At 61.9% G+C, this 22,381-nt stretch carries 20 protein-coding genes and 2 tRNA genes; 12 read left to right on the top strand and 10 right to left on the bottom strand.

Annotated elements, in window-relative coordinates; all coding sequences use genetic code 11:
- Positions 1-192: 192 nt before the first annotated feature.
- Both ACQR1L_RS17925 and ACQR1L_RS17920 read left to right on the top strand, forming a co-directional pair.
- Positions 193-270 (top strand) — tRNA-Pro (locus ACQR1L_RS17925).
- Positions 271-902: 632 nt separating this feature from the next.
- A complete protein-coding gene (locus ACQR1L_RS17920; protein WP_434859240.1) occupies positions 903-1,148 on the top strand; it encodes a hypothetical protein in 246 nt (81 codons plus the stop codon).
- A gap of 265 nt (positions 1,149-1,413) precedes the next feature.
- Here ACQR1L_RS17920 and ACQR1L_RS17915 read toward each other — a convergent pair whose 3' ends face one another.
- Complete coding sequence (locus tag ACQR1L_RS17915) at positions 1,414-2,436, bottom strand: helix-turn-helix domain-containing protein (protein WP_434859239.1); 1,023 nt, start codon at positions 2,434-2,436, stop codon at positions 1,414-1,416.
- A gap of 271 nt (positions 2,437-2,707) precedes the next feature.
- Between ACQR1L_RS17915 and galE the strand changes: the two genes are divergently transcribed.
- A complete protein-coding gene (gene galE / locus ACQR1L_RS17910) occupies positions 2,708-4,783 on the top strand; it encodes a UDP-glucose 4-epimerase GalE (protein ID WP_434859238.1) in 2,076 nt (691 codons plus the stop codon).
- Entirely contained in the window at positions 4,755-5,966 is a 1,212-nt protein-coding gene (locus ACQR1L_RS17905; RefSeq protein WP_434859237.1) for a nucleotidyltransferase family protein, read from the top strand. The genes galE and ACQR1L_RS17905 overlap by 29 nt, the downstream gene beginning before the upstream one ends.
- 10 nt (positions 5,967-5,976) lie before the next feature.
- On the opposite strand, the gene ACQR1L_RS17900 is transcribed toward ACQR1L_RS17905, so the two are convergent.
- The 6 genes from ACQR1L_RS17900 to ACQR1L_RS17875 all read right to left on the bottom strand — a co-directional run bounded on the left by ACQR1L_RS17900 (position 5,977) and on the right by ACQR1L_RS17875 (position 11,587).
- Positions 5,977-7,080: a tetratricopeptide repeat-containing glycosyltransferase family 2 protein gene (locus tag ACQR1L_RS17900; protein WP_434859236.1), complete on the bottom strand. Its 1,104-nt coding sequence runs from the start codon at positions 7,078-7,080 to the stop codon at positions 5,977-5,979.
- A gap of 40 nt (positions 7,081-7,120) precedes the next feature.
- A complete protein-coding gene (locus ACQR1L_RS17895; RefSeq protein WP_434859235.1) occupies positions 7,121-7,423 on the bottom strand; it encodes a hypothetical protein in 303 nt (100 codons plus the stop codon).
- 208 nt (positions 7,424-7,631) lie between these two features.
- Positions 7,632-8,348: a hypothetical protein gene (locus tag ACQR1L_RS17890; protein WP_434859234.1), complete on the bottom strand. Its 717-nt coding sequence runs from the start codon at positions 8,346-8,348 to the stop codon at positions 7,632-7,634.
- A 107-nt stretch (positions 8,349-8,455) separates the two neighbouring features.
- Entirely contained in the window at positions 8,456-8,725 is a 270-nt protein-coding gene (locus ACQR1L_RS17885; protein ID WP_434859233.1) for a PqqD family protein, read from the bottom strand.
- A gap of 16 nt (positions 8,726-8,741) precedes the next feature.
- Positions 8,742-10,001: a glycosyltransferase gene (locus ACQR1L_RS17880; RefSeq protein ID WP_434859232.1), complete on the bottom strand. Its 1,260-nt coding sequence runs from the start codon at positions 9,999-10,001 to the stop codon at positions 8,742-8,744.
- A complete protein-coding gene (locus ACQR1L_RS17875) occupies positions 9,998-11,587 on the bottom strand; it encodes a hypothetical protein (protein WP_434859231.1) in 1,590 nt (529 codons plus the stop codon). The genes ACQR1L_RS17880 and ACQR1L_RS17875 overlap by 4 nt, the downstream gene beginning before the upstream one ends.
- Before the next feature lie 68 nt (positions 11,588-11,655).
- Here ACQR1L_RS17875 and ACQR1L_RS17870 point away from each other — a divergent pair, with 68 nt between their 5' ends.
- Positions 11,656-12,807, top strand: a complete 1,152-nt coding sequence (locus ACQR1L_RS17870) for a glycosyl transferase family 90 (protein WP_434859230.1) — start codon at positions 11,656-11,658, stop codon at positions 12,805-12,807.
- Here the strand turns inward: ACQR1L_RS17870 and ACQR1L_RS17865 are convergent.
- Complete coding sequence (locus ACQR1L_RS17865) at positions 12,804-13,583, bottom strand: glycosyltransferase (RefSeq protein WP_434859229.1); 780 nt, start codon at positions 13,581-13,583, stop codon at positions 12,804-12,806. The genes ACQR1L_RS17870 and ACQR1L_RS17865 overlap by 4 nt on opposite strands.
- On the bottom strand, positions 13,568-14,368 hold the full coding sequence (locus tag ACQR1L_RS17860) for a sulfotransferase domain-containing protein (RefSeq protein ID WP_434859228.1): 801 nt from the start codon (positions 14,366-14,368) through the stop codon (positions 13,568-13,570). Before ACQR1L_RS17860 ends, ACQR1L_RS17865 begins: the two co-directional genes overlap by 16 nt.
- Positions 14,369-14,934: 566 nt before the next feature.
- On the opposite strand from ACQR1L_RS17860, the gene ACQR1L_RS17855 reads away from it, so the two are divergent.
- From ACQR1L_RS17855 to ACQR1L_RS17825, 7 genes are all read left to right on the top strand, one after another.
- The gene (locus ACQR1L_RS17855) at positions 14,935-15,438 is read left to right on the top strand and encodes a hypothetical protein (protein WP_434859227.1); all 504 of its coding nucleotides are present in this window, start codon (positions 14,935-14,937) and stop codon (positions 15,436-15,438) included.
- A gap of 986 nt (positions 15,439-16,424) precedes the next feature.
- Entirely contained in the window at positions 16,425-16,589 is a 165-nt protein-coding gene (locus ACQR1L_RS17850) for a hypothetical protein (protein ID WP_434859226.1), read from the top strand.
- Complete coding sequence (locus ACQR1L_RS17845) at positions 16,589-16,906, top strand: helix-turn-helix domain-containing protein (RefSeq protein WP_434859225.1); 318 nt, start codon at positions 16,589-16,591, stop codon at positions 16,904-16,906. Before ACQR1L_RS17850 ends, ACQR1L_RS17845 begins: the two co-directional genes overlap by 1 nt.
- 370 nt (positions 16,907-17,276) lie before the next feature.
- Complete coding sequence (locus ACQR1L_RS17840; protein WP_434859224.1) at positions 17,277-17,990, top strand: tyrosine-type recombinase/integrase; 714 nt, start codon at positions 17,277-17,279, stop codon at positions 17,988-17,990.
- Positions 17,953-18,073, top strand: a tRNA-Pro gene (locus ACQR1L_RS17835). The genes ACQR1L_RS17840 and ACQR1L_RS17835 overlap by 38 nt, the downstream gene beginning before the upstream one ends.
- A gap of 277 nt (positions 18,074-18,350) precedes the next feature.
- Positions 18,351-19,226: a class I SAM-dependent methyltransferase gene (locus ACQR1L_RS17830; protein WP_434859223.1), complete on the top strand. Its 876-nt coding sequence runs from the start codon at positions 18,351-18,353 to the stop codon at positions 19,224-19,226.
- Positions 19,227-19,327: 101 nt separating this feature from the next.
- The gene (locus tag ACQR1L_RS17825) at positions 19,328-20,209 is read left to right on the top strand and encodes an AraC family transcriptional regulator (RefSeq protein ID WP_434859222.1); all 882 of its coding nucleotides are present in this window, start codon (positions 19,328-19,330) and stop codon (positions 20,207-20,209) included.
- Between the two features lie 505 nt (positions 20,210-20,714).
- Here ACQR1L_RS17825 and ACQR1L_RS17820 read toward each other — a convergent pair.
- Positions 20,715-22,274, bottom strand: coding sequence for an oleate hydratase (locus ACQR1L_RS17820; RefSeq protein ID WP_434859221.1), 1,560 nt, complete (start codon positions 22,272-22,274; stop codon positions 20,715-20,717).
- Positions 22,275-22,381 lie beyond the last annotated feature (107 nt).

Here is a 22,381-nt window from a genome sequence, read left to right as displayed (position 1 = left end):
GAGGGGTGGCTTGAGTTCCAGGCCATGAAGCGCGGCGCAAACCTCCTCACGCGAGGCGATGTGTGAATCCGGTAGCCTTGCGGGGAGGGGTCGGGGGTGGGGGTCCCCAACCTCCGCTCTCTCGATCGCCCCCGCAAAACCCACCCGCCGTACCTTGCATCCCATCCCGATCACGGCTACAGGATCGGCCATCGGAGCGTGGCGCAGCCCGGTTAGCGCACTAGTCTGGGGGACTAGGGGTCGTGGGTTCGAATCCCGCCGCTCCGACCATTCTTTCCCTTTGATCCAAAAGGGTTTTTCGTTTCGCAGCTCTCTTACCGGGAGAGGTGAAAAAGCGAACGAAACACGGCAAAAATCCTCGAACCGTTGCAGATTCCACCGGAGCAACCACCGGAGCGGTGGGGCGCTGTTCTGGTGTCGTTCGCCGCCGCAGCTCGACGTCAAGAAACCAACGGATCAGCGACGCACCCTGAGCTGGGCGCCGTCACCCGTCGAGATCACCATCACGTGCAAAGGGAGGCTCATCGTTAAGGCGCGGGCGTTTGTGCGCCGGTGGTTGTGCTATTGGCAAGACCGACGATATCGCCTTCGCATGGTCTGCCAACGGTGGATGGAACGACGTGGTCGGCGTCAGGCGGCGAGCGCCCTGATCGTTCAATGCGCCGGCAGCCTCGATCACTTTGGAGTGGAGCCATTACGAGCGTTCGTTTGTTGGCCCGATCTCGATAGAAGCGCGCCCGCGGCGGTGTCGAGTGCCTCCCGGTGGTCTCGCGCACACTCTTGCGCACAAGCAACTTCATCTCTTGGCAAGAGCCTGTGAGGGATCTCGGCACGAAAGCCCACCGTTGGCGCGGCGGGCTTTTGCAGACAAAACACGCCACCTAGCACAGCGGCGAAGTATCATGAACAGCGTAAAGTATAGTGCCGCGCCCTCGCGCGCGCAAGGCCACGCGACCTCTACCTCTACTAATGAAAAACTGATTGCCGCGAAACGCGCTGAGATAGCGCGCCGCTATGATCGGCGCCAAGAGGGGCAACTTCGCATCGCCCGAGTTGCAGCCAAGCGCATCCGTGACCTCGAATCCTATCTCGAACGCAGCTTCGAGCAGCTTGCGTCGGCAAACGTGAATTCTCGCCGGAGCAAATGAAATGGGAACAGCCTATATGTCGAAGGAGCTGCGGAGAGAGGTCGAAGCGGCCGGCGAAATTCCCGCCTGTTGGTGAAACTCAACGATCCGCAACCGACATGTGCGTTTCACCTCCAGGGCTCAGCAGCTCCGCAAGACGCCAGCTGAGTGCTTGATCGTTTTTGATGAAGCGCCGCGCGCCTGATATTAGGCGGCGGACCAGCCTTGAGATGGGCTCGCGGACAAATGTGTCGAGAGTCTCAAGGCGCGCGAGGCTCAGAGCCGTTTACCGGTCGGCGAGCGCTCTGATCCGGCCGACGGACTCAGGGATGCCGTCTCCGGCATGACGTTGTCGTGCAATGGCCAGACGTCGCACTTCCCCGGGCGTAAGGCCAAAACGCTTCCGAAAGGCGCGCACGAAGGTGTTGTCACTGCCAAAGCCGAACTCCGCCGCGATCTCGACAAGGTGGGCGGGAGTGCCGGAAGACGAGGCCAGCTTCGAAAAAGCCCGATGGAGCTGCTGTTCCTGCACATAGTGCCAAAGCCCACCCTCGGCCTCGAACAACCGGTATAGCGTCGCGCGTGAGATCTGAAATTGCCGACAGATCTGGGTGCTGTCGAGCGTCTCGGCAGGTGGTCGGCTACTCACATGACGCTTGATGGCAGAGAGCAGGAGCGTGCGGCTAGCGTAATCTACATCCTGCTCGGCGCTGCTCGCGCTACCGACCGCGTCGGCAATCACGCCAGCCATCGTCTGGACCTGGATCTGCCCGTCAGTGCCGCCAGCATGCTCGCGCAACTCTGCGTATTGCGCGCCCAGGAGCTGGGCCGTCCTGCTGTGGCGTGGAATCAGTGACGCGGTGGCCGCGTCCGGGGTGGCGAGCAGGGGAGCGAGAACCGTCCGCGGAATGATCAAAGTCACTGTGTGCGACAGCCCGGTTTTTTCGTCAGCTCCGATAACAGTGCGGCTCGCCTGCCCCATATCGATCAGACAAATGTCTCCAGGGCTCAAGACTTGGCTGCGACGTCCTGACTGGAAGGTCAAGCTGCCGGCCAGACACAAGGTCACCATATAGTGATCGATACCCCCGGCCGCGATATGGCGCGATGTGCGCGCGTTGGAATAGGCGCTTGTCCAGCCGTCGATCAGCAGCGCGCCGTCGAGGGGGATCACCGCCGCGCGATGCCGAAAATCCTCTTCATCAATGCTTGAGCTGACGTCGCAGAGTTGATCGGTCGTTGCATCGCGGAGCCGCTGCAGCACATGCCGCCCCCGGCCGAAATCGTCGATTAAAATATCCTCAGGCATTGACCACCCGAATTCTCACCCACGGGAGAGCAAACTATAGCGGCTCGTTCTCGGCCCTGAAAAGCGCATCTGCAACAGGCGATCGCTTGATCCCAGCAACGGGGACAACGCGTCCCAAGCACGTGCCGCTCGTGATCGGGGACGGCTGGACGGACGAATGCGCCCGCATTCAGCGTCGCCGTCAGTTTGCGAAACCAGGACTGGTGAGCTAGGAATGGCAGGATGACCGCGCGATTTGAAGGCCCGGCAATTGTCTTAAGTGATTGATCGTATGAGTATCCTGGTCACCGGCGGAGCCGGCTATATTGGCAGTCATGTTGTCTGCGAGCTTGCGGCGGCTGACCACCAGATCGTCGTCTTGGACAACCTGTCGAGCGGCGTGCGCGCCAACGTCCCGCCGGAGGTCACCTTCATTGCCGGTGAGTGTGGCGACCAGTCTCTGGTTGGCTCGGTCCTCGATGAGCATGATGTGACTGCGATCATTCATCTGGCGGGGTCGGCGGTCGTCTCGGACTCCATCAATGACCCGGGCAGCTTTTACGCCAACAACACGGTCGCAGCGCGCAACCTGATCGAGATTGCCGCTCAGCGCGGTGTTGCGCATTTTGTTATTTGCTCATCGGCCGCCGTCTACGGCGATGCCGGTCCCGGTCCTCTGTCGGAAGCCGTTCCGCCTCAGCCGATTTCCCCCTATGGCAGGTCGATGCTGATGAGCGAGATGATCCTGCAGGACGTCGCAGCGGCATCCGGTGTTCGCTACGTCATCCTGCGCGCATTCAACGTCGCTGGCAGCGCAACGATCGACGAACATCGTGTGGCCAGGGCGTCCCCGTCGACATCAGTCGAACGCGCGGTCGCCGTCGCGCTGGGACAGCAAGCTGCGCTCGATGTTCACAGCGCTACGTTGCACACCCATGACGGAACGCCAATTCGCGACTACATCCACATTCTCGATCTTGCCGGTGCCCATATCGCGGCTCTCCGCTATCTGCGAGACGGGGGCGACAGCCGAATCTTCAATTGCGGCAGCGGCCACGGCCATTCCGTGCTGGACGTCGTTCGCGCCATCCAAGCCCATTGCGGTGCCAGCCTGCCGCTGCGTCGTGTACCGCCGCGACCGGGTGATCCGGCAGTCCTCATTGCCGACACCACGCGAATCCGCCGTGAGCTCGGTTGGCAGCCGGCCTTCGATGACATCGGCTCGCTCGTAAGTCACGCCCTGACGGCGGCCTATCGGCGTGAGAAGGCGCCACAGATCACACGGCCACTTGTTCGCCTGGTCGCCGAAAGCGGCGTCCCCGCGGCCACGTTGAAGACGCTCATAGCCAGATTCGCCACCTCTCCTCGTTCGCCTTCCGCCGATCTCCCTGCTTCGCGGTTGGCGGACGATGCAGACCAAGCGCCAGCGCCGCCGCGTGCCAGCGGCACGCGCAAGACGTTGACGATCGGCATGGCCACGTATGACGATTATGATGGCGTGTATTTTACGCTCCAGGCGATGCGGCTGTACCATCCGGAGATTTTGTCCGACGTTGAATTCATTATCGTCGATAACAACCCTGGTGGCTTGTGTGGTGCTGCCCTCAGGCAACTCGCGGCGGCTATTCCGGACTGCCGGTATCTGCCGCAGGGGCATATCAAGGCGACGACGATCAAGGACTGGGTCTTTCGCCAGGCGCAAGGCAAGTATGTGCTTTGCGTCGATTGCCACATCCTCGTGGCACCGGGCGCATTGAAGCGCCTCATCGACTACTTTGATGCCGATCCCGAGACAAAAGATCTGCTGCACGGCCCGCTGATCTATGACGATCTTGAGGGGTATGCGACGCATTTCAAGCCGGAGTGGCGCGGCGGCATGTATGGCGTCTGGGACAGCGATCCCGCTGGAGCTCACGCGGATTTGCCGCCGTTCGAGATCCCGATGCAGGGGATGGGCCTGTTTGCCTGCCGGCGCGAGGCCTGGGCCGGCTTCAGTGCGGAGTTCCGGGGGTTCGGTGGCGAGGAGGGCTATATCCACGAAAAGTTCAGGCAGCGGGGCGGGAAGGTCCTGTGCTTGCCGTTCCTGCGGTGGGTGCACCGCTTCAACCGTCCGTTCGGATTGCCGTATCCGAACGTGTGGGCCGATCGCGTGCGCAATTACCTGATTGGTTTCCGCGAGGTCGGTTGGGACACCCGGCCGGTCGTGGATCACTTCAAAAAATTGCTCGGCGAACAGGTATGGGCGAGCGTCTCCGAGGCGATCGGACCGGGCCTGCTCCATGACGAGGCACCGTCGGCCATGGACCTCAATCCGACGGCGAAGCAGGCCATGGCTGCAGATGACAACCAGCTTCCTCGCATCGCGTGATCCGGCGAGGGCAACCGTGCAGACCCATCCTGATATCGGCGATCCCGACCTGTTGTACCTGCTTGGCGAGATTCTCAGGCCGAGACTTGATGCGCCACAAGCCAGCGCGTTGCGCCTGCGGCTGCTGCGGTCGGGATTTCCGTGGCAGGCGCTGGTGGAGCTTTCGCTTGCGCAAGGCGTGCTGCTGCCGGTCATCTGGGCATTGACCACGCGCGCGTTGTCGCCGCCCATTCCACGCGCGCTCGCCCGAGACAGACATGTGTCAGTGCGTCTCCAGCAGGTTTATGCGGTTCATCTCGCCCACCGCCGTCGCCAGGAGAGACAGTTCGGGGAACTGCTGGGAATCTTCGCGCAGGCCGGAATCTCGCCGCTCCTCCTGAAAGGCATCCGTTACCTCGCCGAGCCGACCGGCGATTGGCGCGAGGCGCGAACCATGGGCGACTTCGACATGCTCGTTCGCGCCGACGACGCCGGTCGCGCGACTGCCGCCCTCATGAGCGCAGGCTATCGGCAGGCAGAGAGCGCGGCGCCCTATCGTGCGCCACATCATCTTCCGCCGCTCGACCATCCCGACCATCCCATGGCGCTGGAGCTCCATGTCGATGCGCTGATCCCCGCGGCGCAATTTGTCCTGAAAAGCTCTCAGCTCTGGGCCGTTGCCACCAGAACCGAGCTCCACGGCTTCCATGTGCTGCCGCCGGCATGGCATGCGCTTCACGGGCTGCTGCACCATCAGCTGCAGGATCGCGGTCACGCTCTGCGCAAGCTCTGCTTCAAGGGCCTGTGGGAATGGTCGATGCTTGCGTCAGATTTCACGCCGGATGACTGGCGTGCCATGAGGGATCATATGAATGCAACCGGTGCCCTCGATGTCCTCGACAGCTGGTCACTGCTGTCGAACCGGCTGTTCGGGCTCGAAGCGCCCTGGCTCGCGGACGTATCGGTGAGGGCCCGTCATCACGCCGATCTGACGCTGCGACGCGCCTTCGATCCCTATTGGAAGCGCCGGACCGCGCAACTCGCCGATGAGCTTCGCGTGTCCTTTGCCCGCGAAACCCTCGCGGCGAAGTACGAGGTGTCAGCGGCAGACGTCTCGCTGGCCCATTTCGGGAGGAACTTGATGGAGCTGGCGCAGCGGCATCGGGCCGGCATGTTGCGACGCCTCACCGGTTGCAGCCGGTAGCGACGACGGCTTAGCTTTTGGCGGCGCGCAAATCCGCCAGCCGAGCCTTGATGTCACAGCTCTCGGGTGACGGCGAGGTGCGCGCGGCCCGGCGATAGAGTTGGGCGGCATCGGCAAATCGGCCGTCCCGGAAGTGACAGAGCGCAAGCAATTCGGCTGACAGGTGCCCGAACAGACCCTTGTCGTACGCCAGTTCGGGCTCGAAAAAGCTGTCGGCGTCGATAGCGAGCAGCCGCTCCAGGATTGGGCGCGCCATATCGATCTGCCCGCGATCGACCGCGACCCGTGCCTGCAGGAACTGCAGCGCCAGATTGTCTGGAAAGGTCGTGAGCGCCTCCAGCAGAAGCTCATCGAGCGGCCCGCCGCGCTCACGGCGCAGGTTGAGCAGCGCCATATAGAGAAGGCTGTGGGCGAGGCCTGTGCGCTTCGGCTGGGCGGCCCGCAGCCGCGTCAGACCCTCGCTCCAGACCTCCACAGCAGCGTCCTCGTCTCCCGCCAGGCGGAGACAATCTCCAAGGTGCCACCACGCAAAGAAGTTCTCAGGATCGCGTGCGAGACGTGCCCTGAGCAGGGGAATGTTGCGCGGGTTCTTCGGACGCTGATCTCCCTCGTACCCTACGTGATGGAGCCCGAGGTCAGATACCCCGATCTCCAGGCCATCCGTCCGTGCAACGGCCGCGACGCCGTCCAGCATGGTCTCATGGATCACGCCTTCAAAGCGAATGCGCGGGTCGTTGCGAAACAGCCGCAGCTCCGAATAAGCCGTCCAGCCCAGGCGCGGATACAGTCTGAGCTTCCAGGCGACTTTGCTCGCGTCTGACAGAAGACGCGGCAGACTGCTGCCATCAGGAATGGCCAGCCGTTCGTCAGCGTCGATATACAGAATCCATTCGCCGCTCGCGAGGTCGAGCGCGCGATTTCTCGCCGCGGAAAAGTCTCCGCACCAGGGGAAGTGTTGCACATTCACCGGGAAGCCGCGCGCGATCTCGATCGTACGATCCGTGGAGCCGGTATCGACTACGACGATCTCGTCGACTTGGCCGGTCAGCGACGCGAGACAGTCGCCTAAGACGTTCTCTTCATCTCGAACGATCAGGGCAGCAGTCACGGCCATGGGGCACGGGCCCTCGATGCTGAACAGCGCTAACCAACGCTCACGACTTCGCGGGATGTCCAGGCGGTAGCGTGGTCGTCGTTGTCGTCGTGCCGGGAGCACCCGTGGTCGTGGTGGTCGTAGTGCCGGGAGCTCCGGTGGTCGTCGTCGTTGTCGGCTGCGCCGTCGTCACGTTGGCTGCGGCCACGTGCATGAAGGCATCGATGCTGAGATCCGCCATCGCAAACGAGACCACCGCCGGAGTTACGAAGGCTCCCGTCCCGATCAGGCGCCGCAGGGTCGATCGCTTATGCTCGTCGATTCCTTCGAGAGCTCCGTCCAGATCGGGGTGGTTCTCGCGCATGCAGGCAACTCTGAAATTGTCGCTACCAAATGTGCCCAGAATCTCAGCGAAAAGTACAAGATTCCATGCCGGGTCCTGTTAGCTCATCCACTATCCGCCGTCCAGCACCGGACTCAACTGACAATCACGATTGCCGACACTCATCGGCGCGGATGTGCCGAGAATCTCAAAAGAAGCGACTAGAACGAATAAGCTTGAAACGGATCGCTCAACAGTTGCCGTCAAGCGCCCGCGCCAGACAGGACATGGCGCTCTTGTGATCTCCGAGAGATAAATCGAAGGTCCTGGCTCGGGCGACCAGAGCTGCCACCGCTCCGACGGATGCGCCACGATCAAGATCGCGCATGCCGATCTCCGACAGAAGTGCCTGAGCGGCCATCATCGGCGGTATGGCGCGAATGGACGAATAGCCGCCGTGGTTCGGTCTGAGGATCACAACGCAATCGACGCGCCCCCACTCGATCCGCCACGCGGCGCCGATGGCGGTCGGCTCGACGTTGAAGATCATGCGGCCGTGAACGTCCTGATACACCGGAGCGCCAGCGATGATGGGCGCCAGATCCGGCAGCAGCGGCAATGATGTCGATTTGACCCGGCATGCGCGCGGTCGAGCGATCACGCCATCCGCCTCGAGGAAGACATGCTCGTCCCCCTCCATCTCCCAGCCGCTCTGGACAAGCCTGAGGGTCAACGTCGTCTTTCCGGAGCCCCTGCTACCGGCCATCAAAAGCCGTCGACCCTGCCGGCGCAGCAGCGCGGCATGCACAATTCCGGATCGCGGTCGCTCGCGCAACGCATAGGAAAAAAGCCGGGCGTGGAGAAATTCCACGATCGAACGGGTGTCCATGACCTCCGCAATTGCGCGGCTATCCTCCAGGACCCGATAGCGTCCTCGGTGCGCCTCCACGGAAATCAGCGTGTCCACGGATAGCTCCCCGACGATTTGGGGATCACATGCGAGATAACGTATCGCCTCAAAAACGTCGCGTTCCGTCGTTCGCAGGATGAAGCGCCGGGAGAGCGCCTTGGAGATTACGTCGACGGCGATTGGACAAGTCCTTCGTTCTTCAGGGATTCGAGCCCGGCGCGAATCTCCTGATGGGCCGAGGTCCCCAATTCGAAGGCCCTGGCGACCCTCGATACGATCTCATCAACGGGACGCAGACCATCGCAAAACTCGAAAATGATGGCTGCGGTCTTGTTCAGGTAATGCACCCGATCCCGCGTCCCTTGGTAGACGATATAGCCGTCGGGGACTTCGTGAACCTCAAGATCGTCTGCACGAACAACTGAGTCGGACATCAAATTTCCTGATCGGCTAAGTGCCGCCTGACGCGCCGTCATCAGTGACCCATCGGACGATGCGCCTACGCCAATACTCGGACGAGTAATCCTGCTTGAAGCGCATATATGCCCGGTCAGCCACGCGTTTCGCCGTTGACCTTTGATTTGCTATTCGCAGGCATGCGTTCAAGAAGCTCGCCTCATTGTCGGCTACTAGCATATCAATATCGGGTTTGAAAGTCGTCCCTTCGCTGGCAACACGGGTGCCGACGATCGGTAGCCGATAGGCGGCGGCCTCAATGATCTTGATGCGAGTCCCCCCGCCGGCCCGGATGGGAGCGACGACCAGATCAGCCTCTTGATAAAACGGCGCGACGTCGGCGACCGCACCTGTGACCGTTATGCCCCGGGATGCGTCCAGTCGCCGGATGGCCAATGACGGATGACTGCCAACGATGAGCAGCCTCACCTTGAAGTTCATCTCACGCTGCAGGCGTCGCCAGACCCGCGAGACGAACCAGGCTATGGCATCTGCATTCGGGGCATAGCCGAGGCTGCCGACAAACAGGATCGTGAAGCTCGGGCTTGACCGCCGCTGCGACGCCGCGGGTGGTATCACTGCATTGGGAATGACGGCCTGTGAGGCTGCCGTCGCTCCCAGAGACGTCAGCTCACGGCGCGAGGCGGCGAGGACCAGATCGAATTGCGGGACATACTTTGAAATCAATCCCGTGAACCCCTCCGCCTCGACATCCATCTCGTTTGCGCGCTGCAGATCGCCGCGCCGGCGCTCCATGACAGCGAGCCTGCGATGGACTTCAGCGTCATTCTCGTCGCAATCCAAGATCAGGCGAGGACGGGTCGCACCGTCCATGTTCAGCCATCGCCAGGCCAGTTCAGCCAGATAGAGTCGGAAGACGTGCACGGCCACGTAATCGTCACCGGCCAGCATCGCATCGAGCGAATGGGCGGCCGGACCAATGGAGGCTGCAAGCGACGGCTTGCCATATTGCCGCAGCGCTTCGAGCCGCGTCGGGACGTCGCGAACGGATTTGGCAAGCCGAAAATGACCGTCGGTCACGCGGACGTCCAGGACTTCGATCCGGCGCGCGCGGTCGCTTGAAAATGCGTTGATTTCTCCGCCGCCGGCCACGGGAGCCACCACGAGGTCCACGTCGTAGCGTTGCGCATACGCATCCAGGAAAAATGCCGCACGCATTGCCAGCCCGTTGCCGCGATCGAGCGGCATGACGGGCGAAAACATCAGCAACCGCCCGCGATCGGCTTTGGTCACGCTCCATCCCCAGACGGCGCGCGCCCATAGAGCAGGGGATCGAGCGCAGCTGGTCGCTCCTGCTCGCAGCGTTGGACCAGCGACTGCCGCCGGTCACGCAGCGCAGCCAAATCGCGTGCAACTCCGCTCAAGGTGCCGCGCCACGATGTTGTCAGCTGCAGCTTCGCAATATGGTCCTCGATCTGCTCCGGCACATCCTCGAACGTATCGTTGAGCAGGTAGAGCGCGGCGTGGATCGCGTCCGCCAGCTTGGCGTCATAGCCGGCTGCGAACCAGTCGGGTTGCAGGAAGGCCCCAACAAGGCCAGGGATGGTCCGCCTCACGGGAGGCGGCGCATCGTCTGCCGCAGCGTCCCCCAACTCTTTCACCAGGAAGTCAGTGCCCGGCGCGTCTCCCAGGCCATACCAGACGCCCTTGCCCTTCGCATGAAGGGTCGCAATCGGCTCCAGATCCCGATAGAATTGCAATTGCAACGTGTCTCGTTCCTCACTGACAGCCCAATGTTGCTCCAGGTTTCGGCCGGCGCCCACCACATGTCCTGGCAGCAACTCCACGACACGCGTCCTGTGGCCTTCCGTCGTGATGCTGATCCGCCGCAGGGCTGTCAGGCGGGCTTCTTCGGCGAGAGCGCGGGTCGATCGCGGCGGTGCGTGAAACACTCGGCCGGTCCAACGCGCCCGCAGGTCTGCCAGCGCCGCTTCGCATTCGGGCATCAGCGCGGGCACTGCCAGTGGCCGGTTCTGAAGGTGCAACAGCCATTTCGCGCCACAGCGGTGATGAAGAAATTGATCTCCGCTCGGATCTCTCTGCACCATGTCCCATTCGAACGCGAAGGGACGATGCGCGATCATGCCGAAGCGCCGCTGCAGCAGCATCGCTGCGAGCAGAAACGTGTCCTTGTCGCCGTGGATCAATGCGTAGAGCTCGTCGCTGTGCTCGTTCATCGCCAGCGCGAGATCCAGAATGTCCCACGCCCTCGCCTTGTCGACGAGCATGATGCCGGAATCGACGCTGACCCGCTCGGCAGGCGCGAGGCCGATGCGCGCCCATATTGGGTTGGTCGCCTTGATGTCGACGTTGTCGGGCCAAAGCAGGAGGCCGGTTTCGAGATAGTCGGACCATTGGAACGCCTGCTGCGGATCGGCGAGCGGCACCGTGTCGGCGTCCAGAAACAGCACTTCCCGGAATCGGCTGTTTGCGATCGCATACGGCTTCAGCGGCCAACCGCCGGCAAGGCGGGCCGGATGGCGCGCCGCGATCGTTTCCGCATCGACGACCTCGACACCTTCCTCGAGCAGCAGGAGCCGCATTTCTTCGCTCATTTCACCCTGGCCGAGATGCCAGACCTGGATCGGCAGAGCGACCTGATGAACCCTCCGCAAGAACCAGATCAGAACCCACGCGCACGTGAAATAGCGAACGCCGCCTGCGCAGATCACGATGCCACGGCCCTCGAATCTCTCGGAAGCGTAAGGCAACGGCGCAGCGCGCCTGCGTCTGATCGTCTCATCGAGTGATTGTTGCATCCGACGGTCGGGCCATGTTCTTGAGAAAGCCAAAGAAGCCGGTTTGGCAGGCGTGGTCAAGAACGTCCCTCCGTGCCCGCCAGCTCTGATCGTCTGCCGCGCAGTCATCCTCAGCGGCCTCTGTGGCCGTGAACCAATTCGACAACGAAGAGCTGGGGTCGCAATCGAGATTTTGGTTGTTGGCTAACGGTGAAGCCGCGGTAAACTGCGCCATGCGCACTCTTCGCTCCATCCGCGGCGCCGCCTCAGAGGCATTGCGCGGAATTGCCCCCAATCTCCATGGCCGGGTTCGTCTCGGCCGAAGGCTCACACGCTATTGCCGGCATGTTCTGAAATTGGATGTTTCGACCGTATCGGTGAGGGGAAGGGAGCGGGGAAGTACGAAGCCTCACATCGTCGATATTGCGGTCACCGGAGATCGAATCGGTGTCGTTTGCGATGCGCTCCTGCTCGCGCAGAAGCCGGAGGAGGTGTTTCAACGCGCGGCCACCGTTCTATCGGTCGCCGCCGGCAGCGCTGCCAAGCGCGGGTTGCCTGTCGCCGCGGATATATCGGACGGCGAGGACAGCGATGCCGGCCTCCTCAGCTTCTGCAGCTACAATCCCGGTGCAATCCTCATTCCGGATCATCTCTTCAATCAGACCCGCGGATACGAGAGAGAGCGCGAGCTTGCACGGGTCTGCGTCACCACCTGGGATGCGCGCAACGACCAGATTCTCTGGCGCGGTTCGACGACGGGAATCGGCCTGATTTCGAAGCCAGACCTCGACGTCGCTGATGCCGAATTGATCCCGCGCGTTCGGCTCTGTCTCGCCTTGAAGAACGTTCCAGGCACTGATGTCAAGCTGAGTGGCGTCACGCAGTCGCAGGACAAGCGCCTCGATCAGCAGCGGCTGGCCGCTGCGGGAATTCTCGGCGAGTTCGTCTATCCAATGACATGGTACGGCTTCAAGTTTGCCATCGCGATCGACGGCAACAGTAACACCTGGTCAGCCTTCTTCACCCGCCTGCTGATGGGCTGCTGCGTTCTGAAGGTCGACTCACCCTATGGGTATCGGCAGTGGTATTACAAAGATCTGGAGCCCTGGACTCACTACGTCCCAGTGAAGGCTGACCTCAGCGACTTGCACGACGCCATCGCCTGGTGCCGGACGCATTCGGCTGAATGCCGGCGCATCGCCGCAGAGGGCCAGGCTTTCGCTATGGCGCGCGACTACGTGGCGGAAATGTCCGCTGCCCGCGAGCGGGTTGATCGAGCGCTTGCTCAGCGCAACGCTTAGTCGGGCGCATGGAGAATTTCGAGGTCGGGGAGGCCCCAGCACTCGATGCCCATGTCTTTCGCCATGAGGGCAAAGCCTTCGGTCTCGATCTCACCTACGAGATGACCCCTGCTGGGATGGGGAATTCGGGCCCAGCGGCTCTGTGCTCCATAGAAAAACGGCGGAAACACGAGTCCATCCCGGTGCCGATCGGCTCGCACGAGCAGCATCGTGCCACCGACTGAGTCCAGGCGCACGCGCTCGCGCCCGCGCAGGTCCTGCATATAGGTCCGCCCGTGATCAGCCCAGGCATTGCGGTCGAAGGTGTCGCCGCCATACGCTGTGACACAGTGGGGGTGAACGATGTCAAGTCCCAATGCAATCAGCCGCTCGATGATGTCGGGTGGATAGGCGATGACGTCGGCATCGAGCCAGAGCACCCAATCCTGGGTACGCAGCGCGTTGAACAGAAGATGGTTGCGGGCGCGGGCCAGCACCGCCCGACGCGCGGACTGGTAGACCGCCGTGTGGCGGGGAAGATGAACGGGAATGACCTTGCCAAAGTCCCGCTTGAACAAGTGCTTGGATTGAAAATGCTTGCAGGCCAACCCCATCAAGACTTGGAGCTGCGCATAGGTGTCATCATCGCTGTCCCCCTCGAGGATGCCAAGCGATAGCAATTCATGCGGATAGGTCAGCGCCTGCAGACCGGCGAAGTAGCCATCCAGATAGCGCGCTGCCGACTTCATCGGCGTCAGGATCAAAACCGTCGGGCGCTGCGCTAAGTCTTCCACCATTGGTCCGTATCCTCGTAGCCGAACTGCAGCAACGCCGCCGTGGCCCCTGTCTCATGGAAGTAGCGCTTGCTGCGGTCATCCAAAATGTGCCGCCAATAGCTGCCATTGCGGTATCGCTGCAGCAGTTCGAAGATGGATCCTTGCCGCGGTTGATAGGTAAAGCCATTATATGGGTTCTCGGCATAGCGATCCGAAAGCCGCTGCCGGTTCACACACTCGGTAAGGATCTCTGCGGGCAGATGCCGCCCGATGAATCGGATCATCCTGTCAAGCGCTTGTTCCGGCGTCGCGATGAGATCTTCATATCTGACGAACATGACCCGGCGCGTCTTGCTGGCCGCCAATGCCTGCGAAACATGATCGCTCCAGGAGCCCTCCCGCCTGTCCAGCCATTGGATCGCCTCATGGACCTGGTCGAGCCGCTGGAAATCATGACCTCCGAACAGCAGGCTCATCTGCAAGAATGACAGCGTGGCGTTGCGCCCGTCGCGTACGAGGTAGATCACAGGATCGGAGCCGGCCGGTATTTGATGAGTTTTAATGAGATCGACCCCGTCGAGGTCGGCGGCCAGCCCGCCTCTCTCCGCCGAGACCACATCTCCTGCGTAGACGCTGAGTTGCGGGCGCCCCTGCAGGATGGCGAAATACGCTCTCACCAGTGTGTTCCCCGAGCGCGGATATGAGACGAGGTAGCACCGCTGCTGCACGGCGCTCGACCGACGCTGCAGCAGGAAGTCCCAGATTGCCTGTCGGGCCTGATCTTGCAGATCCGGTCTCGCTTCCATCTGTGTCACCTATAGGAGAGAGCCAAGCAGATCTGCGTCCGAAAATCGAAACCGGGCGGCCCTATCTGTTTTCGCAAGACCGACGCCGAACATACCCATAAAAATCTTCGTGCGAAGGAGTCAATGGCCGTGAAACATGGCAAGGGCGGCAGCTCTGGCCTACAGCCAGGCCGGACGAGGTTCGGGTTTCCGATCCGGCTGATCGTCTGTCCTGCTCGTTCGCGTCCCAGCATAGTCAGCGCGGGCGAGTCCGTAGGAAAACGTCCGAGTGGACCGGGGGCGACCAGGACAATCAGAAGGAGTACCGTACACTATCGCTGCTGCGCTCCAGTCGGCGGCTGTCATTCGCAGCATAGCGCATACGGAGAGGTCGTCATGCCGCCGCGGAGCCGGCGTGGATCATTCCCGCTCCAGAGAGCTTCCACCGCGGTGGGCTTCTGTGAAATTCCATCATTGTTGGAGGCGGGATTTACTGACATTGCATGACGGTGCGAGGTCGTGCTGCGTCGCCCGCGATGCTTTCGCATCGTGATGGTCTGACGGCTTCTGCTCCATACGACCCGACGATGGACATCGAAATTCATCGACAGCGTGACCTCATCCTGGCCGGCATCGGTGACTTCACCGCGAAACCCTCTTCCCTCCGTGCCGCGCTCGAAGAGTGCTTGTTTCTAAGCCGTATCCATCGTGAAATACATGTACCCCGCGTCTTCGCAGCGGACCGAGATCGGATGCTGAATTGGGTCGCGAACCCGGAAGCTCAAAATGCTTCTCGGGGGGAGGATGTTACACTGATGGGTCAATGTCGGTCGGAAGGTAGGATCTTCCAGCCCCGGCCAGCTCATCGTCTTTCGATCGCGATTGAATATCAAGTCGAACCGTCCTGGACGGACGTGCAGCACGAATTCGATCTCTCCATCGTTCGTGGAAATGATCTCTCCCGAGTGAGCATTGATGCCGAAGTTGGTCTCGACATTTGTCGGCGGCGTTTCAAAGACGACGGCTTTGGCGTCGACGTCGAACGTCGCAAAGTATGGGCGCACGGGAACGCCACCCTCACACCGTACTGAAAATGTCTCAGCGGCCGCCGCGCAATCCGGCGTCAGCGTGGGAAGCATAATGAGAGCGAGAGAGAGCCCTGCGAGCCGCTTCACGCTGCTGGCTCGGGGCGCGCAGGACAGCTGCGTCCGCAGCCCGCTAGCAGCGAGGCTGCAGCTGGAACTCTCGATAATGCCTGGCGATGAATTGCGTGCGTGGCCGTGGTGGGCGCGCAACGAAGCTGCGTCGCGCAAGCAGTCTGCGAATGCATTCCAAACGCCAGTCACAACCACGACCCCCGAACCTCGATGCCGCCTGCACACTGGCGGGGGGCGACGTCAACGTCCGGTTGCTGACCCTACATAAGAACGTCGAGATGTAAAGATGCGCGATACAGCTTCATACTGCTTCGACGACGTGGCGCGCTGACATGTGCAGCGATGAAAATTGGAATCGATTTAGAACTGACAGACCGGCACAAGCATGTCGTTGGAGCGGCCGGAAGCGAAGCCGCTTTTGTATCATGGGCTCAGGAGCCGCTGAGCGGCGACGCGAACACCGAGCTCAGATCATCACCGACCGTGAGCACGTAGATAGGATGCCGCTCCTATACATGCACCTTGTCGAGTCAATACCATAGGGCCCTCTCAAACCTACCGTTCGCTCGCGGGATGTTCGGTCTTTGCCTCCGATTTCGTGGACCGGTCGACGTCCCGACTGCGACAGCGTGAACCGGTTCGGGGCATGTGCAACCTGGGCTAGCGCAAAAAAAAACTCAGGGGGGTATCAGAAATTATTCAAAAAATTTCAGAGGGTTAGCCGACGTGTGATCGCCGCTTGCCAAGGGGGCGGCAGTGTTGGGCTCCTAGCACCCTACAAGCGTTTGATGTTGCTACAAAATCAACCGTAAGGCGTGCTTGCGTGCACCAATGCGGTGCAAGTCATTGATATAATTCAGTTATTTGCGCCTTCTGTGGGTCGGCCTATATTTGCGCGACAGACGGGAGATGTTCATCTGATGCGCCGGCAAACACCACTGGTCCGCCAAATCGTTGCGCTGCCGCTCGACGTGCGAGCCTGGCTTGAGCAGCAGGCCGAGCTTCGGTTGACCTCGATGAATTCGGTCATTCTCGCCGCGGTTCGTGCCGCAATGGCGACCGACCAGAACGAGGTTGCTGCGTGATGGGTTACCTGAGTGCGAAGCAGGTGGCTGCAAAATGGGGCGTTACGAAAGAGCACGTACGGCGTCTCGCGAACGAAGGGCGCTTGTCCTTTGTCAATGTCGGCATGGGGCCGAAGCGCCCTCGGATGCGCTTCGACCCTGAAGAGGTGAGATTGTTCGAAGAGCGCCAGAAGAAACTGGGGACAGCATGCCCACCATCTACAAGGACCGCAAGTCGCCGTACTGGCAGGTCGACATCTGGATCAATGGACGTAAGTTTTCGCGCTCGACTCGCTGCACGCGAGAGCGCGAAGCAAGGTCCGCCGCCGAGCAGATAGAGAAGGACCTGCGGGAACAGCTCGATCGGCAAGGGTCGAAGCTGGAATCGCTGAAGCTGGACTATATCGCTGAGCGTTGGATGCGGGATGTCGGCGAGCACCATCGCGGCGAGGGGCCGCAAATCCATGAGCACAAGCTGAAACGCCTGATCGAGTATTTTGGACCCGACAAATCGCTAGCAGACATTACCCACGACGAAGCGGCTAAACTAGTCAACTGGCGCCGAAAGCACACCGTTGGGAAGGGTGGGAAGGGGACGAAGTCCCAAAGACCTATTTCAGCCTACACGGTGAACGACACGACCGAGCAGCTCAAAAAACTCTTCACATATTGCAAACACCGCGACGTCGAATTCAAGAACGAACCCAAATGGTCGATCTCTGGCTCGATGAACCTGATGAGCGCGAACGCTATCTGTCGGATTCCGAGGCCGATCGGCTCGATGATGCGCTCGAGGCGCTTCGCAAGGATTACGAGCCGCTGCTCCAGTTTCTACGCGCGACCGGCAAACGGAAGGCTGAGTGCATGACCCTGACATGGGATCACGTCAAATGGGACCGGGGCGTCATCGAACGCGAAGGCAAGGGCGGTCGAACAGTTCAGGTGGCGATCACGGACACGATCCGTGAAATCCTGTGGCCGTTGCGTGGACAGCACGCCACCTTCGTCTTCACCTTCGTCGCGCAGCGAACCGTCGACAAGGTGGTCCGCGGGAGGAGGGTCACCTTTATCAAGGGACAGAGGTATCCCATTACGAGTTCCGGGTTTCGCCGCGTTTGGGATGGTGTCCGCAAAGACGCCCGTCTCCCGACGGCTGGACCAGACCGGTTTCGATTGCACGATCTGCGACATGACTTTGCGACCAACCTGCTGCGCGAGGTGAAGGCGGAGACGCCTGCCGCGGGGCTCAAGATCGTCCAGAAGGCACTTGATCACGCCTCGATCACGACCACGATGCGCTACGCACACGTGCAGCCCGAAGACGTAGCTGCCGGAATCGAGGCGGTCGCGGAGGTTCGTCGCAAGCGCCGTAACAAAAACCACCGGAGCAGCCACCGGAAGCGCTCCGTCCGGGCGATCTAAGGGTATGAAAATGCAACGTAAAAGTCTGTCCGGCGCTTTGGTCTGGGGGACTAGGGGTCGTGGGTTCGAATCCCGCCGCTCCGACCATTTCTCGAGATCGCTGCGATGTGAGAGCAGCCGGTCCTGCACCTCGGCCAAGCCTTCTGGCCGTGGCGGATCGATTAGAACTCCTGAAGCAGAATCAGACCGACGTGTTTTTGGGTCAAAAGACCCAGTGCGCCTTGCGCCGCGAGCGCGGTTGCGCCGCACAAGGGCGACTTTTCAACCCGCTAACCCCCGCCTAAACTCCACGGTCTGGCCGACGGCCGATTGCCGGCGCCAAAGACCGTTTTTCATTTTTAAATCCTGCCGAGCTCGCTCATGGACGCCGCAATTGCCGACACTTCCTTCGGGCATTTCGAGAACGCCGAGCAGATCGCGTTCTGGAACGGTGCGGGCGGGGCGCGCTGGGTGGCGCGGCGGGCGGAGCTCGATGCGATGCTCCTGCCGGTGCAGGAGGCGCTGCTGGAGCGCGCCGCGATCCAGCCGGGCGAGCGGGTGCTCGACATCGGCTGCGGCTGCGGGGCGACCCTGATCGCGGCGGCCGAGAAAGTCGGCCCCACCGGCAGCGTGCTCGGCCTCGATGTCTCCGCTTCCATGCTCACATCGGCCCACGAGCTCGCGCCGGCCGAGGCGCCGGTCAGCTTCGTGCAGGGCGATGCCATGGTGCATCACTTCAAGGCCGCGAGCGCCGACCTCGTGATCTCACGGCTCGGCGTGATGTACTTCGCCGACCCCGTGCGCGCCGTATTGAACATCCGCAACGCGCTGCGCTCCGAGGGCCGTGTCGCATTCGCCTGCTGGGGGGAGTTGCGCGACAATCCGTGGGCGCTGGAGCCGCTGCAGGCGGCCTATGATCACGTCCCCAAGCTGCCGGGATTGCGGCCGCATGCGCCAGACGATTTTGCTTTCGGCGCCGCCGAATGGGTCGAGAGGGTGATGACCGAGGCTGGCCTGCGACGGGTCCGGCTGGAACGCTGCGATGTCAGCCTCGATCTCGCGGCAGGCAGCGGCCTCGACGGCGCGGTGCAGACCGCGTTGGCGCTTGGCCCCAGCTCTCGCGCGGTGGCCGGGCAGCCGTCCGAAGCCGTCGAGGCGGCCACGGCTGCCGTGCGCAAGGCGCTTGCGCGCTACGCCAAGGGACCGAGCGTCATGGTCCCCGCCTCATTCTGGATCGTGACGGCGGTCGATCCGTAGACGCGCGCGCCGCGGCCGTCGCTTTTCCGCAAAGCCGCAAGATCGGTCGAGCGTATCCGGCGTGGGCGCTGTTAGCTGGTGCCGCCACGGAGCAAGGAACGATGACGGCGGCGCTGCGAAACTTCCACGCCCGGATGCAACGGGTGCTGGATCATATCGACCGGCATCTGGACGATGATCTCGATCTGGACACGCTGAGCAGCCTCGCCGCTTATTCCAAATATCATTTTCACCGGCAGTTCACGGCCATATTCGGCCTGTCCGTGCATCGCTACATCCAGCTCGCCCGCATGAAGCGCGCGAGCTATCAGCTGGCCTACAGCGATGCTGACAGCGTGACGGATGTCGCGCTGGATGCGGGCTACGATGCCCCGGACGCCTTTGCCCGCGCCTTTCGGCAACGGTTCGGGCAATCGCCGTCGTCGTTCCGGAAGTCTCCCGATTGGGAGCCGTGGCTTGCGGCCTTCGGGCCTCTCGACGAAGCGAGGAGCAAGCTGATGACGACGACCTTTTCTCCTGATGACGTGACGATTCGCGACGTGCCGACCACGCCGGTGGCGATCGTGGAACACCGTGGCGACCCCGCGACACTCGGCGCGAGCATCCAGAGGTTCATCGCGTGGCGCAAGGCGGCCGGCCTGCATCCAAAGACCCATCCGACCTTCACGGTCTGGCGCTCCGAGCGGCGTACGGCGTCGCCCGCCGACTACAGCGTGGACCTTTGCGTCGGCACCGACCGGCCGATCATGGCCCATGGCTTCGACATCAAGGCCGGCGAAATTCCCGGCGGGCGCTGCGCCGTGCTACGCGTCATCGGCAACACCCATAATCTCGAGCCGGCCGCTCTCTACCTCTACCGCGACTGGCTTCCAGCCAGCGGCGAGGAGACGCGAGATTTTCCGATCTACTGCCAAAGGTTGAATCTGTTTCCCGAGGTTGCCGAGCACGAGACCGTGGCTGACCTGTTCCTGCCGCTGAAGTGAGACCCCGAGGCACGATGTGACCCGTCGCAGAAGGCCACCACCCGGCGGGCATCCCATTCCGAGTGGGTGGGACGCTTGCTCCGGTTTTGAATGGTTCCAGTTCCATCACGGGAACCCTGGATCATTTTTAACGTTGATGTCGCGAGCGATCGGGGGACTGTGGCCCCGGCATTGAACCTTCGCGCAGACGTGCGCACCAACCTGATGTTCGGCTCCCGTCGAGTCGATTTTTCAGGAAATTTTGGATCGGCCTCGGGGTTTATCCCGATGGCAGCTTTTATCGTTGAAGGAGGCGCGTATGGTCCTCAAGACTTTGAAAGTCTCATTGTCCGTTTTCGCCGCTGCAACATCGGTCGTGTCGTTGTTTGCCGTGAGCTATGTCGGCCTCGCTCTGCTGGGCTACTGACGAATTCACGCTAGGATACATAGTGGCGAGCTGTGGACGCGCCCGGATCAGCCAGATCCGGGCGCGCTCGTTTTGGCGGTGGCGTCGCGCGCCGCGACGTCAGGCGAACGCCTTCTCCACGGTCTCGATCAGCACGCGGAACGATTTGTCGTGGCGCGTGATCGGCGGAATGGCTCTGTTGATGTCGAGCAGCTGATAGACCGCCATCTGCGCCGCGCGCACCGAATATTCCACCGTGAACACGACGTCGTCGGGGATCTCGACGAACTGGCTGACGAAGGCGAGGTTCTTGGAATTCGCCGGCACCGGCAGCGGCCGGTCGCTCTTGCTTCGCGGCATGAACATGCTGGTGATGTAGGGCAGGCGGCACGGCACGCAGCTCGCATTGTCGAACACCGACAGCTCGAAATTCAGATGGCCGCACAGCTCCTTCAAGATCTCGGCGCCGCTGCAATCCGCCATCGCTTTCGGCACGAAATTGCCGATGCGGTTGGGATGCAGCGCATAGCCCCAGAACACCTGGACGTCCTTCGGCTGGCCGACGAAATGCGGCTGGTGATAGAGCACGATCGACATCAGCCAGTTGGAGTCGGTGAAGGTGACGAGGCCGCCGGTGCCGGCTTTGTTGCCGCTGAAGGCTTCCATCGCATCGAAGAACTGCGCGTTGCGGCAGGTGACGGTGAACGACTCCCAGCAGGATTCCGGAATCGATGCGTTGAACGCGGCGGGATTGCCGAATTCGGGACGGCCCTGCGCGATCTTTTCCCATAGTGCCCAACCCTTGCTCTCGCGCTTGGTCAGGCGCGACGGCGGCGCATGTTGCGAGCCGAGGCTGGTGGCATCCGTCATCGAGCCGTTCTGGAAGAACACGAGATCATCTGGCGACACGGCGAGCGCCTCGCTGCGGCCGTTGCGGTCGAGCGTCAGCTGCCTGACGACATGCTTGCCGGCCTCGGTGCCGATCGCCATGTCGGTCACGTCGACGTCGCCTTCGAGATTGACGCCGTGTTGTTCGAGCCACTTCATCAGCGGCACGACGATCGCGTCGTACTGATTGAGCACGGTGCGCTTGACGCCGGCGAGGGTCTCGATGCGCGCAAACTCGTTCATGAAGCGATGCAGATAGCGCTCGAACTCGACGGCGCTGTGCCACGGCTGGAAGGCGAAGGTCGTCTGCCACATGAACCAGAAATTCGTGGTGAAGAACGGCGGCGACAGCCAGTCGGTGATGCGGGACTTGCCGAGCTTCTCCTCCGAGGCTTCCGTCAGCCTCACGAGCTCGAGCCGGTCCTGCATCGAGAAGCCCATCGTGGAGACGTCGATCTTGTGCCGATTGCGATCGACAAGGCGGGCCTGCGAATGCGCGACGTGGTCCTTGTTGAAGGCGATGGTCTCATCGCGCACGGTGCGGTTGGGATCGTTCGAGCCAGGAATCGTCGAGAGCAGGTCCCAGGTGCATTCGTAGTGATCGGTCGTCAGCATGCGGCCGCCGCGCAGCGAGAACGAGCCGTCCGGCAGCTGCGTGCCGTCGAGGCTGCCGCCGAACGGCAGGTTCTTTTCGAAGATCGTGATGTCGTGTCCCGCGACGCCGCCGTCGCGGATCAGGAACGCCGCGCCTGCCAGCGCGCCGATGCCACTGCCGATGAAATAAGCCTTCATGATGGATCACCCGGATCGTCTGTACCGATCCGGGGTTAGCGGCCGTGTGTCCCGGCGGAACTGATTCAGATCAACCGCGGCGAGCCACGGTCGATCACGATCTCGCG

Source organism: Bradyrhizobium sp. HKCCYLR20261 (assembly GCF_051168435.1).
GTDB lineage: Bacteria > Pseudomonadota > Alphaproteobacteria > Rhizobiales > Xanthobacteraceae > Bradyrhizobium.
The sequence above is the reverse complement of the archived record's forward strand: the minus strand, read 5'-3'. Positions and strand labels throughout refer to the sequence as shown.